We start from the raw sequence: 11,275 nt of genomic DNA, 5'->3' as shown, positions 1-11,275 counted from the left end.
GGCGTACTCAAGGTCAGAAAAGCTTCGTTGCATGGTCGGCTGTGCAGTAGTGATCGGTACAGTATTGTCTCAGGTTCGGATCGAGGTCGGCGACGACGATGACTAATAAATCAGCACCTCCTTAGCACGCGCATTCATCCGCAAGCCCGAAGCACCCCGAAACTCCGCCAGGAGATCAAGGACTCGAGGCTGTCCGACCGAGGGCGGCGAAGGTCTTCATCATCCGCGCCACGGCCGCCAAATGCCTCAAACGCGACGACGTGCAGGACCGCTCCCATCGCGCGCTCCTTGCATGCGACCTAAAAATTGTGGACTAATCGTCATGCATTCAATTGAGCCAGAAGTTGCGGGCGTTCTCGGCGATAGAACCGTTATAACTAGTCGGGGTGGGAAGATGCGTAGAACGCCTTCACTACGAGTGTCAAGGTTGGCTTGGCGACCATATTCTCGAAAGCGTTCAGTGTTACATCATAACCACCCAGTTAGCGAAAGACATGGTTGAAGCAGAATTAACTGGATATACTTTGGACGACGTTCAGGTATCTACATCGGATGACTTTCACCACCCCCATCCAGATGCAGTGTTGCCGAAGTTATTATGGCTAAAAATCAATGGCACCGTTAAAGCCGACGATTTCGCACTATCCGAAAACTGGAACTCGTGGTTTCTGACCGTGCCCTTGCGTTATTACGTAAAAGCGGAGTGAACGCTGAAATTAGGACTATTTAGCAAACAAAAACCCGATTCGCAAAAATAGACTCAAAGGTCCTGCCCGCTCTCCTTGAGGTGACTGCAAAGCAGAAAGACTACCAGACCATTTAGTTCATAGATAGAATAATATGATCTTCTCACTTTATGCTTTATTGACCGAAAACTCCCCTCCTTTCTCTAACGAATTGCTTGCCTCTAAGCTCAAAAACTATTTCCGGGAGGACGGAAAATTTACATTGGCCTTTGAGCAGCTACCGTTCAAAAAGACTAAGAGTTTGGCAGTCCGCTGGGACAATTGGCTGGTACGAGCCAGCTATGAAGAAGGCGGCACTGTCAAGGAAGACTCAGTCGAGATCCAGAAGAGGACAAGCGAATTTTCGACGATTGACGTGTCAAGCATCGACCGACGCATTCGAATGGTTTTCGGCAGTGACGATGATAAAGAACATACAAGTGAAATAATTTATATGATGCAGTTTCTTGGGAAAATAGAAGGAATCGTCATTTACGATCCACAGCAAAACGATTTTTTATCATCTTGAGTTAGTGGCCCATTCTGATTTGATTTTATCTAAAACACCTGAACTATTGGCAAAACCAATGAGAGAGCCGGGTTAAAACTCTGAATAAAGCAGCACAAAAAGTATCGAAAGGTATAGAGGATCGACAATGATGAATGTCGAACTTCCTAAATGCGCTTAGAAGGTTAATTATGAATGAATATTTCAGCTATTTTGTAGAAAAATCTGGGCCTGCAATTGACCCAACATACCCAACACCTCTGCAACTCACCAGCTACGCCGAAGCGGTTCCGCCGAGCCTCGTCGAATTCTGGTCACAGTGCGGCTGGGGAGGATATTCCGAGGGGCTTGTCTGGAGCACAGATCCAGGAGATCTTAGCTCCGCAGTTTCGTCTTGGCTGGACGGAACCGGACTTCTCGAGAAAGACCAATATGTAGTTGTGGCACGAAGCGCGTTTGGCAAACTATTTTTATGGGGCAAACATAGCGGCGTCAACATACGTATAGATCCACTTTCTTCGCTCATCACAACTTCCCCACCAAATGCTAGAATTCCACAAGGAAAATCTGATCTAGTCATAGAAAGTTTTTTCATTCATTAAAGTTGGATTCGCTAGACTTTGAGGATACCGAAGAGAAAGGCCTATTTAAGCGAGCCCTCAAAAAATTGGGAAGGCTGAAAAATGATGAAATGTACGCATTTGAGCCCGCTCTTGCGATGGGTGGCATGCCGAGAATTGAGAGTATGGTTAAAGTAAAGATGGAAGAACAACTTGTACTGTTAGCGCAAATTACCGAGCCTGTAATACTTCACATTGATGTCAGCAGGCACGTGTAGTTTTCGTCACAGCACATATTGTGGGGACCTTGAGTTACAGGAAAATCAGCCACGAACATGAAGGAAACGGCGGGCGCAGAGTTGCTGATGTGATTCACCGGACCGTTTCAACGGCCTGTTTCGACGCTGTATAGCTATGCATCCGATAGTGTTCTGCTGGTTCTCGGTTGCGATTGCGGCGCCGATGGCGTCTCATGTAACGACCCACTGAATTCCTGCTCACGTCATTTACAACCACAAACGCCCACACCAGGCGCTTCGGATGCCCCCCCAGCGGCTGCTTTTGCATTAGCCGCGTAACCTGAGCAGATTCTGCTGGGTCACTACAGACGCGCACAGAGTCAATTAGTGCACCGCTGTTGGATAGCATCCGACAAACAGGCGGCAGCGTAATGCGATACGACTCCGTCACTCACAAACTGACTAAAATTGACATCGGGTCATCTGGCCCTTGGAAGAAATAATTATGGCCTTTACTTTATTTGGACTCTTGAGCAAAGAATCGCCGCAACTCTCGGTTGATTTATTGGCTGACAAACTTAATGAATACTTCCGAAAAGAAAAAGATTTTTCTTTGGAACTTGAGGAAGTACCATTCACTGGCGACACGGTATTGGACTTGCGCTTTGGCGAATGGCATGCCAATGTTAGCTATGAGGATGACGAAGTTGTCAAAGAGGATTCTATAGAGATTCAGAAACGAACGGCCGCCTTGAAGGTTCACGATGTATCAAACGTTACTCGTCGCATCAGAGTTCTGGTCGGAGATGATAACGAAAAAAAATACACCAACGAAATCATCTATTTGATGGATTTCCTTGGCGAGATAGACGGCGTCATAGTTTACGATCCGCAGCAAAACGATTTCCTATAAAATCGTTACGGTTCCGCACAGGTCTATGTTTCTAGCTGAAATGCCGGCTATGGCAATTCCCCCTTTACAGTATGATTTTAGCCCGACGGGATCCTTGGTCGCCGTGGACGGCGAGATAGAAACGGTACCTGTGCTGCTTCTTCTCGTCGTCGACAACAACTACGACTACGAACTGAAGTGCGAGTACAGCAACCTCGACAAATGGGCAATCAGCAAAATGGACGGCGGAACCGGCGTCCCCACAGGGATTGAGTAATGCAAACTTATCAAACCGCAATAGCGCAGATCCTGGCGGAAGTGGCTCGCAACGAGACCGCATCGGTACACGAGATAGACCGGCTAGTGGCGGATGTGCTCTCGTTCCGCGACGCCACATGCATCGCTCCCCTGCTACTCTGCCTGGACGACCGCTTCGAAGCGCACGAGGCGATGTTCTCCATCATCCATGCAGCCTAATCGTTCGCGGACGAGCCGTACGTACAAGCCTACCTGGCGGCGCGGCGCGGGCTATCAGTCAACGCGCCGGAATGGGCCGACATTTTATTTAAACGTATCCAGAACAATGAGGACAGCCGCGAAGTGTTGGAGTCATTCGCCGCGAAAGGCGGTTCATGACAGAACCGGAATAGCTGCCCGATGCGATATCAGGCGTGCAGATGTGGACTTCGCAGAGCGTGAAGGACCGCAAACAATGGAAGCCCTTTTCGAGCGCGAGCACATCGACATCTATGACCTGAACCGTCCAAGCGTGCTCTGACCAAGCCAGCACGAAGCTCGCCCTAACCTCTTCCAAAAGCCATAGCCCAGCATTTCCCCTTGCGCCGACGGCGCGGGGCTGGCTAAATTGAGTCCATGGCAATATTTTCTACTCGACTTTTCCTGCGCGCCGCCTTGGCGTTGGCAATCACGCTGCTGGCCGGCGTGCCCGCACGGGCGCTCGACCCCGCCGTGCCCATCACCGGCTACCACCACGACATCTGGACCAGCCGCGAAGGCGCGCCGCGCGAGGTGGACACCATGGCGCAGACCGCCGACGGCTGGCTGTGGCTGGGCACGGTCACCGGCCTGCACCGCTTCGACGGCGTGCACTTCGAACCCTTCCAGCCCGCACCCGGCGAAAACCTGCTGGGCAAGCGCATCACCTCGCTCACCGCCCTGCCCAACGGCGACTTGTGGATCGGCTATACCTTCGGCGGCCTGAGCCGCCTGCGCAACGGCCGCCTGCAGCACTTCGCCTCGGGCCCGGGCAATCCCATCGGCGCCACGTACAACCTGGCGGTGGAGTCCGACGACAGCATCTGGGTCGCCTCCACTTCCGGCCTGATGCACTACAGCGGCGGCAAATGGGAGAAGATCGGCGCGGAATGGGACTATCCGGCCCCGCGCGCGGAGTACGTCCACCTGGACCAGTACGGCCGGCTGTGGGTGGCGGATGGCAAGGTCCTCTACCTGTTGGACCGGGCCGCCCGCAAGTTCCGCACCACCGGCCACGCCACCAGCGAGCCCCTGCTGCGGGATGCGCCCGACGGCAGCCTGTGGCTGATCGGCAAGGACAGCATCACGCCGCTGCCGGCGCCGCCCGGCCAGTCCATCCCGCGCGCGCCATGGGCCAACCGCGCCGCCGCACATACCAGCTTGTTCGACAGCCACGGCAATCTCTGGACCGGCAATTGCCCTGCCGGCCTGTGCCGCACACTGCCAGCCACCTGGCAGAAGCAGCGCGGTGCTTTCCCGCGCAACAGCGTGGACGACAAGCTGGACCAGCCCTGGCAGATGGGCAGCCTGAACGTGCACTCCCTGCTGGAAGACCGCGAGGGCAATATCTGGGTCGGCACCCCGGCGGGTCTGGAGCGCCTGCGCCACAACAAGCTGCGGACCACCCATTTTCCGCCCGAGTCGGGCCGCCTGGCGATCGCGCAGGAAGCGGACGGCACCACGTGGGCCGTCTCCGCGGAATCGGGTACGCTATGGAAGGTTGAGGAAACAGGCCAGGCCATCAAGCAGGACCCAGGCCAGACCGTCTACGTGGTGGCCAATGGCCGCGACGGCTCGGTGCTGATCGGCGGCGACCAACGCATCGAGCGGCGCAAGGGCGGCGTGGTCGAATCATGGCCTCTGCCCCCGCTACGCGAGGGCGACAACCCGAGGAATTTCGTGCTGCTGCTGGCGGACGACCGCAATGGCACATGGGTCGGCATCGGCGGGCGCGGCCTGTACCGCCGCCAGGACGGCATATGGATAACGCCGAATGATCAGAAAAGCCTGCGCGCCCCGCTGTTCATCGCGGTCGACGCCAGCGGCGCCAGCTGGTTCGGCTACCGAAACAACAAGCTGCTGCAGATAGCGCCCGGCAAGACCACCGAATACGGTGCGGCGCAGGGCATCGACCTGGGCACGGTCAGTTTCGTCGACGTCCAGCGCGAAACGCTGATTGCGGGCGACAACGGCATGGCGGTGCTGCGCAACGACAGGTTTGAACGCCTGTCGACGGCAGACCCGGAATTGCTGTCCAACGTGTCCGGCATCGCCATCACGCCGGACGGCGACCGCTGGATCAACAGCAGCAAGGGCCTGGTGCACGTCACCGCAGCCGACTGGCAGCGCAGCATGGCGGAACCGGCCGCGCCGCTGCGCTACGAGCTGTGGGACAGCTCGGACGGCTATCCCGGCGCGGCGGACATCATCGTGCGCGTGCCATCCGCACTGGCGGGTGCCGGCGGCAGGCTGTGGTTCGTCGGTACCGGAGGCATCGCCTGGTTCGAGCCGGCGCGCGCGCACCGCAACACCAGCGCCCCCGCCGTGCACGTGACGGGCATGCACAGCGATGGCGTGCGCCACGCGCTGCAGGCGGGCACGCGGCTGGCGCCCGGCACGGACAAGCTGCAAATCGACTACACCGCCCTCACCTACACCATGCCGGAGCGGGTACGCTTTCGCTACCGGCTGGACGGCGTGGACAAGGCCTGGCAGGATGCAGGCACGCGCCGCACGGCCTACTACACCAATCTCGCGCCGGGCGCCTACCGCTTCAACGTGGAGGCGGTGAACGAGGACGGCGTGTCCAGCGGCGTGCACAGCGCGCAGCCGTTCGAGATCGCGCCGCGCTTCACGCAAACCGTGTGGTTCGCGGCCCTGTGCGCGCTGCTGGCAGCGGCGCTGGCGTATGGCATGCACCAGCTGCGCCTGCGCCAGCTCACGCGCCAGTTCCGCCAGCGGCTGCATGAAAGGCTGGTCGAGCGCGAGCGCATTGCGCGCGCCCTGCACGACACCTTCCTGCAAAGCCTGCACGGCTTGATCCTGCACTTCCAGGCGGTGGCCAACCGCCTGCCGCCGGACAGCGACACGCGGCAGCTGATGGACAAGACGCTGACCCAGGCCGACAAGGTGCTGGTGGAGGGCCGCGACCAGGTAATGGGCTTGCGCGTGTCGCCGGGCGGCAGCCTGGCCCAGGCATTGAAGGACGCCGGCGCGGTGATGGCCGCCAGCGGCGGCTGCCTGGACGGCGGCGACGGCGTGTTCGCGCTGTCGGTGCAGGTGCAGGGCAAGGAGCGCCAGCTGACGCCCGCCGTGCACGACGAGGTGTACGCCATTGCGCGCGAGGCCATGGCCAATGCGTGCCGCCACGCGGGGGCGAGCACGCTGGAAGTGGAGCTGGACTACGGGGAGCGCGAATTCAGGCTGTCCGTGCGCGACAATGGCAAGGGCATGAGCGCCGACACCAGGCAGCACGGCCGTCCGGGGCACTGGGGATTGACGGGCATGCGCGAGCGCGCGGAGCAGATCAGCGCCCGGCTGGACATCGCCAGCCGCCAGGGCGGCGGCGTGGAGGTCACGCTGGGGCTGGCCGCTGGGCTAGCCTATGAACAGGCGTATGCGGAAGCTTAGGCGGAAAACTGGCTACCCGCACATCATGTCCCTGCTGTCCGCATACAGCTTGGCCAGCCACGCCGACACCACCTTGAAGCGCGCGATGGAGCCGGCGTCGCGGTGGCTCAGCAGCCACAGCTCGCGCTGCACCTCCGGCTGCTCGCCCAGCCGGCGCAGGCCCGGCGGATGGCCGATCAGGCAGGGCAGCAGCGCCAGCCCCAGTCCTTCCTCGCAGGCGCGCAGCATGGTGGTCAGGCTGTTCACGCGCACCGGGCCGCGCACGCACGGGCCGAGGTTGCGTATCCAATTCATCTCGGGCAAATGGGAGAGCTGGTCCCCATACATAATCCATGGCTGCTGCCCCCATTGCCCGCGCGGCACCGGCTCGGCTTTGGCGCTGCCGTAGACCGTCCAGCCGATGTCGCCCAGCTTGCGCATCACCAGCGCGGCGTCCTCGCCCGGCTGCGCCAGGCGCAGCGCGAAGTCCGCTTCGCGGCGCGTGAAGGACAGGTTGTCGTTGTCCGCCAGCAGGTGCAGCTCCAGCTGCGGGTACTGCGCGTTCAACGAAGGCAGCTGCGGCAGCAGCCAATGGTCGAACAGGAAGTCGATCGCCGTGATGCGCACCGCGCCGGTAACGGCCTCGGCCTCGCGCGAGGACGCCAGCAGCATGCTTTGCACATTGCCGTACACCGCCTCGCCGTACTCCACGAACACCCGGCCCGCTTCGGTGAGCTGGTAGCGCGTATTGTCGCGGATGAACAGCCGCAGCTGCAGCGACTTCTCGGCGGCGGCGATGCGGCGGCTGATGGTGGACGCGTCCACGCCCAGCGCGCGGCCGCTGGCACTCATGCTGCCGGTGCGCGCCAGCGACAGAATCAGCGGTATGTCGTTCCAGTCGAAATCATTAGCCATTCGTCTTTTGTTTTCCTATCCCTATCGAAAGATCCGCATTTTTACAAAGCGGCATTGCAGGTTTGTCCGTTCCCTTGCGGCGTTTTCAGCCCTAAGATGCATCCATCGCAACCGACAAAACCAAGGAGTCGCAGATGAAACCAGGCATCACCATCCAGGCAGAAGACGGCAGCTTCAACTGCTACGTGGCCCGTCCGGCCGGTTCCGCCCCGGCCCCCGTGGTCGTCGTGCTGCAGGAGATCTTCGGCGTCAACGCCGGCATCCGCAGCATCGCCGACCACTACGCCGCGCAAGGCTACATCGCCGTGGCCCCGGACCTGTTCTGGCGCGCCGAAGCGGGGCTGGACATGTCCGAGGCGAGCGAAGGCGACTGGGCCAAGGGCTTCGCCCTGTACAGCGCCTACGACTTCGACAAGGGCGTGCGCGACATCGCCGCCACCGTGGCTGCCGCCCGCACCCTGCCAGGCGCCAGCGGCAAGGTCGCCGTCACCGGCTACTGCCTGGGCGGCCTGCTCACCTACCTGAGCGCCGCCCGCAGCCGCGCCGACGCCTTCGTGGCCTACTACGGCGGCGGCACCGAGAAGTTCGTGGCCGAAGCCGGCAAGGTGCAGGACCCGCTGCTGTACCACCTGGCCGGTGAGGACGAATACATCGGCAAGGAAGCGCAGGCCGCCATCAACGCGGCGCTGGGCGCCAACCCGAACATCGAACTGCACACCTACCCCGGCTGCAACCACGCTTTCGCGCGCCCGGGCGGCAACCATTACGACGCAGCCGCAGCCGATCTGGCCAACGGCCGCACCGCAGCCTTCTTCAAGCAGCACCTTGCCTAATGTAGCACAGCGATTTTTAACTCTCTATTCACTAAAAGGAAGAATCCATCATGTCCACCAAGACCCAAGAGCAGGCCGAAAACGAAGTGAACACCTCGCGCCGCGGCGCGCTGACCGGCGGCGCCGGCCTGGCCGCGATCGCCGCAGCCGCCATGCTGCCGCTGGCAGCCACCGGCGAAGCGCAAGCCGCCCCGGCCGCCAAGCCGATGCGCAAAACCGCCAGTACCATCACCACCAAGGACGGCGTGGACATCTACTACAAGGATTGGGGTTCGGGCCAGCCCATCGTGTTCAGCCACGGCTGGCCGCTCAATTCGGACAGCTGGGAATCGCAGATGTTCCACCTGGCGAACAACGGCTTCCGCGTCATCGCGCATGACCGCCGCGGCCACGGCCGCTCCAGCCAGCCTTGGGACGGCAACGACATGGACCACTACGCAGACGACCTGGCGGCCGTGATCGAGGCGCTGGACCTGAAAAACGCCATCCTGGTGGGCTTCTCCACCGGCGGCGGCGAAGTGGCGCGCTACGTGGGCCGCCACGGCACCAAGCGCGTGGCCAAGCTGGTGCTGGTGTCGGCGGTGCCGCCGCTGATGCTGAAAACGGCCGACAATCCGGGCGGCCTGCCGATCGAAGTGTTCGACGGCATCCGCGCCGGCTCGGTGAAGGACCGTTCGCAGCTGTACCTGGACATCGCCGGCGGCCCGTTCTACGGCTACAACCGTCCGGGCGCCAAGCCTTCGCAAGGCATCATCAACGCCTGGTGGATGCAGGGCATGATGGGCGGCCACAAGAACACCTACGACTCGATCAAGGCCTTCTCGGAAACCGACTTCCGCGCCGACCTGAAAAAGTTCGACAAGCCGACCCTGGTGATCCACGGCGACGACGACCAGATCGTGCCGATCGACGCGGCCGGCCGCGCCTCGGCGGCGCTGGTCAAGGGCGCCAAGCTGATCGTCTACCCCGGCGCCCCGCACGGCCTGACCGACACCCACAAGGACAAGGTCAACGCCGACCTGCTGGCCTTCGCCAAGGCCTGAGCCAGCCTTGCCGGCCCTGCCGGCGCCCTATTTGCCGCCGCCGACCGTCAGGGTGGTGGCGGTAATATAGGAAGCGGCCGGCGACAGCAGCCACACCGCCGGCTCCGCGATCTCCTCCGGGTTGGCCGGGCGCCGCATCGGGATGCCCGGCGCGGCGCGCTCCAGGCGGTAGGCGTCGCCGCCGCGCGCGTGGATCTCGGTCAGCGTCATGCCCGGCGCCACGCCGCACACGCGGATGCCTTCCGGCGCCAGTTCCCTTCCCAGCCCCATCGTGAACGCCTCCACCGCCGCCTTGCTGGCCGCGTAATGCACATAGTCGCCCGCGCTGCCGCTGCTGGCCGCCGTGGACGAGATATTGACGATCACGCCTTTCACGCCGCTGCGGTGGAAGGAAGCGATGGCCGCGCGGCAGCAGTCCATCAGCCCCAGCACGTTGACCTGGAACACGTGGGCGATGCCGTCCGGGTCGGCGTCCATGAAGCGTCCCAGCCCGCCGGTGATGCCGGCGTTGTTCACCAGCGCCGTCACCGGCCCCAGTTGCGCCTCCACGGTGGCGAACAGGCGCGCCACGTCCTCCGGCTTGCCCACGTCGCCCTGCACCGCCACGGCGCAGCCGCCCATGGCGTCGATCTGCTCCACCACCTTGGCGGCGGAGGCCGCGTCGCTGTGGTAGTTCACGCCCACCGCGTAGCCGTCCTGCGCCGCGCGCAATGCGATGCTGGCGCCGATGCCCCGCCCGGCCCCGGTCACGATCAATACCTGTTTCATCCGACCTCCAGCGTTGTTTCAATGCCGATCATGCCCGCCAGTGTAGCGCAGGCGCGGCCAGATTGGTTTGTCCGCCTTGCAAGATTGGCCTGTCCAAACTAAAATCTGCCCACGTTGCATCATTTAACACATTCTCTCGGACACGCCCACTCAATGAAGAAAACTCCTGCGCCGCGCGAAGCCCCTGTCGCCGAGCCGCGCCTGTACCGGGTCGTAGCCTCTCGTATCCAGCAACTGATCAAGGATGAAGACATCCAGCCGGGTTCCCGCCTGCCGGCCGAACGCGAACTGGCCGCCAAGCTGACCGTGAGCCGCGCCTCGCTGCGCGAAGCGCTGATCGCGCTGGAGCTGGGCGGCGTGGTGGAAGTGCGCGGCGGCTCGGGCGTGTACGTGTCCGAACTGGTGGAAACCCCGGCCGAGATGCCGGAAGTGGGCCCCGGCCCATTCGAAGTGCTGGCCGCGCGCCGCCTGATCGAATCCGAAGTGGCCGCCATCGCGGCCAAGGTGGCCACCGATTCTGCCGTGGACGCCATCCTGAAGGCCGTGATGGAGATGGAACAGCACCACGAGGACCGTACCAGCAACGAGCTGGCCGACCGCAACTTCCACCTGGCCATCGCGCGCGCCACCGGCAACACGGCGCTGGTGGGCGTGATCGAATACCTGTGGAACCAGCGCGGCACGCTGTGGCACAAGCTGAAGGAGCACTTCCAGACCGAAGACTTGCGCAAGCAAACCCTGCAGGATCACCGCCGGGTGCTGGAGGCGATCGCCTCGCACGACGTGGCCGGCGCCCGCCAGGCCATGCGCGCCCACCTCGAGCGCGTCACCCGCACCTTCTCGCGCGGCTAAGCGCGGACCAGTTTTTCCGCCGGCGCCGCTACGGCGCCGGCGTCCGCAGCACCGC

The 11,275-nt window shown here is 61.7% G+C and carries 13 protein-coding genes and 1 pseudogene; 12 read left to right on the top strand and 2 right to left on the bottom strand.

Features of this window, described 5'->3' with window-relative positions; translation table 11 throughout:
• Positions 1 to 105: 105 nt before the first annotated feature.
• From AC56DV_RS00520 to AC56DV_RS00480, 9 genes and pseudogenes are all read left to right on the top strand, one after another.
• A pseudogene (locus AC56DV_RS00520) lies at positions 106 to 284 on the top strand (IS481 family transposase); the annotation flags it as partial.
• 210 nt (positions 285 to 494) lie between these two features.
• Positions 495 to 707, top strand: a complete 213-nt coding sequence (locus tag AC56DV_RS00515) for a hypothetical protein (protein ID WP_496312363.1) — start codon at positions 495 to 497, stop codon at positions 705 to 707.
• A 133-nt stretch (positions 708 to 840) separates the two neighbouring features.
• Positions 841 to 1,254: a hypothetical protein gene (locus AC56DV_RS00510; RefSeq protein ID WP_496312362.1), complete on the top strand. Its 414-nt coding sequence runs from the start codon at positions 841 to 843 to the stop codon at positions 1,252 to 1,254.
• Positions 1,255 to 1,424: 170 nt separating this feature from the next.
• Entirely contained in the window at positions 1,425 to 1,835 is a 411-nt protein-coding gene (locus AC56DV_RS00505; RefSeq protein WP_496312361.1) for a GAD-like domain-containing protein, read from the top strand.
• Between the two features lie 2 nt (positions 1,836 to 1,837).
• Complete coding sequence (locus tag AC56DV_RS00500) at positions 1,838 to 2,071, top strand: T6SS immunity protein Tdi1 domain-containing protein (RefSeq protein ID WP_496312360.1); 234 nt, start codon at positions 1,838 to 1,840, stop codon at positions 2,069 to 2,071.
• A 466-nt stretch (positions 2,072 to 2,537) separates the two neighbouring features.
• Positions 2,538 to 2,945 (top strand): hypothetical protein, encoded by a 408-nt coding sequence (locus AC56DV_RS00495; protein ID WP_496312359.1) that lies wholly within the window; start codon positions 2,538 to 2,540, stop codon positions 2,943 to 2,945.
• Positions 2,946 to 2,970: 25 nt separating this feature from the next.
• On the top strand, positions 2,971 to 3,201 hold the full coding sequence (locus tag AC56DV_RS00490; RefSeq protein WP_496312358.1) for a hypothetical protein: 231 nt from the start codon (positions 2,971 to 2,973) through the stop codon (positions 3,199 to 3,201).
• Positions 3,201 to 3,401, top strand: coding sequence for an Imm30 family immunity protein (locus AC56DV_RS00485; protein ID WP_496312357.1), 201 nt, complete (start codon positions 3,201 to 3,203; stop codon positions 3,399 to 3,401). Before AC56DV_RS00490 ends, AC56DV_RS00485 begins: the two co-directional genes overlap by 1 nt.
• A 435-nt stretch (positions 3,402 to 3,836) precedes the next feature.
• A complete protein-coding gene (locus AC56DV_RS00480) occupies positions 3,837 to 6,830 on the top strand; it encodes a sensor histidine kinase (RefSeq protein WP_496312356.1) in 2,994 nt (997 codons plus the stop codon).
• Positions 6,831 to 6,842: 12 nt separating this feature from the next.
• Here the strand turns inward: AC56DV_RS00480 and AC56DV_RS00475 are convergent, their stop codons facing one another.
• Entirely contained in the window at positions 6,843 to 7,724 is an 882-nt protein-coding gene (locus tag AC56DV_RS00475; protein WP_496312355.1) for a LysR family transcriptional regulator, read from the bottom strand.
• Between the two features lie 134 nt (positions 7,725 to 7,858).
• Here AC56DV_RS00475 and AC56DV_RS00470 point away from each other — a divergent pair, with 134 nt between their 5' ends.
• Both AC56DV_RS00470 and AC56DV_RS00465 read left to right on the top strand, forming a co-directional pair.
• Positions 7,859 to 8,557, top strand: a complete 699-nt coding sequence (locus AC56DV_RS00470) for a dienelactone hydrolase family protein (protein ID WP_496312354.1) — start codon at positions 7,859 to 7,861, stop codon at positions 8,555 to 8,557.
• Positions 8,558 to 8,607: 50 nt separating this feature from the next.
• Positions 8,608 to 9,600, top strand: coding sequence for an alpha/beta fold hydrolase (locus AC56DV_RS00465; RefSeq protein ID WP_496312353.1), 993 nt, complete (start codon positions 8,608 to 8,610; stop codon positions 9,598 to 9,600).
• A gap of 27 nt (positions 9,601 to 9,627) precedes the next feature.
• Here the strand turns inward: AC56DV_RS00465 and AC56DV_RS00460 are convergent, their stop codons facing one another.
• Positions 9,628 to 10,368: an SDR family oxidoreductase gene (locus AC56DV_RS00460; protein WP_496312352.1), complete on the bottom strand. Its 741-nt coding sequence runs from the start codon at positions 10,366 to 10,368 to the stop codon at positions 9,628 to 9,630.
• A gap of 153 nt (positions 10,369 to 10,521) precedes the next feature.
• Here AC56DV_RS00460 and AC56DV_RS00455 point away from each other — a divergent pair, with 153 nt between their 5' ends.
• A complete protein-coding gene (locus AC56DV_RS00455) occupies positions 10,522 to 11,220 on the top strand; it encodes a FadR/GntR family transcriptional regulator (protein ID WP_496312351.1) in 699 nt (232 codons plus the stop codon).
• Positions 11,221 to 11,275: the final 55 nt, after the last annotated feature.

The organism is Massilia sp. BGA-UO-ETr-WB1, from assembly GCF_059567845.1.
This window is presented reverse-complemented; position numbering and strand designations above follow the sequence as displayed.

What these genes read in the sequence shown, in the direction of transcription:
- AC56DV_RS00510 (WP_496312362.1), top strand. Translation starts at nt 841, where the DNA reads ATGATCTTCTCACTTTATGCTTTATTGACCGAAAACTCCCCTCCTTTC.
- AC56DV_RS00455 (WP_496312351.1), top strand. Translation starts at nt 10,522, where the DNA reads ATGAAGAAAACTCCTGCGCCGCGCGAAGCCCCTGTCGCCGAGCCGCGC.
- AC56DV_RS00505 (WP_496312361.1), top strand. Translation starts at nt 1,425, where the DNA reads ATGAATGAATATTTCAGCTATTTTGTAGAAAAATCTGGGCCTGCAATT.
- AC56DV_RS00470 (WP_496312354.1), top strand. Translation starts at nt 7,859, where the DNA reads ATGAAACCAGGCATCACCATCCAGGCAGAAGACGGCAGCTTCAACTGC.
- AC56DV_RS00465 (WP_496312353.1), top strand. Translation starts at nt 8,608, where the DNA reads ATGTCCACCAAGACCCAAGAGCAGGCCGAAAACGAAGTGAACACCTCG.
- AC56DV_RS00495 (WP_496312359.1), top strand. Translation starts at nt 2,538, where the DNA reads ATGGCCTTTACTTTATTTGGACTCTTGAGCAAAGAATCGCCGCAACTC.
- AC56DV_RS00475 (WP_496312355.1), bottom strand. Translation starts at nt 7,724, where the DNA reads ATGGCTAATGATTTCGACTGGAACGACATACCGCTGATTCTGTCGCTG.
- AC56DV_RS00485 (WP_496312357.1), top strand. Translation starts at nt 3,201, where the DNA reads ATGCAAACTTATCAAACCGCAATAGCGCAGATCCTGGCGGAAGTGGCT.
- AC56DV_RS00515 (WP_496312363.1), top strand. Translation starts at nt 495, where the DNA reads ATGGTTGAAGCAGAATTAACTGGATATACTTTGGACGACGTTCAGGTA.
- AC56DV_RS00460 (WP_496312352.1), bottom strand. Translation starts at nt 10,368, where the DNA reads ATGAAACAGGTATTGATCGTGACCGGGGCCGGGCGGGGCATCGGCGCC.
- AC56DV_RS00490 (WP_496312358.1), top strand. Translation starts at nt 2,971, where the DNA reads ATGTTTCTAGCTGAAATGCCGGCTATGGCAATTCCCCCTTTACAGTAT.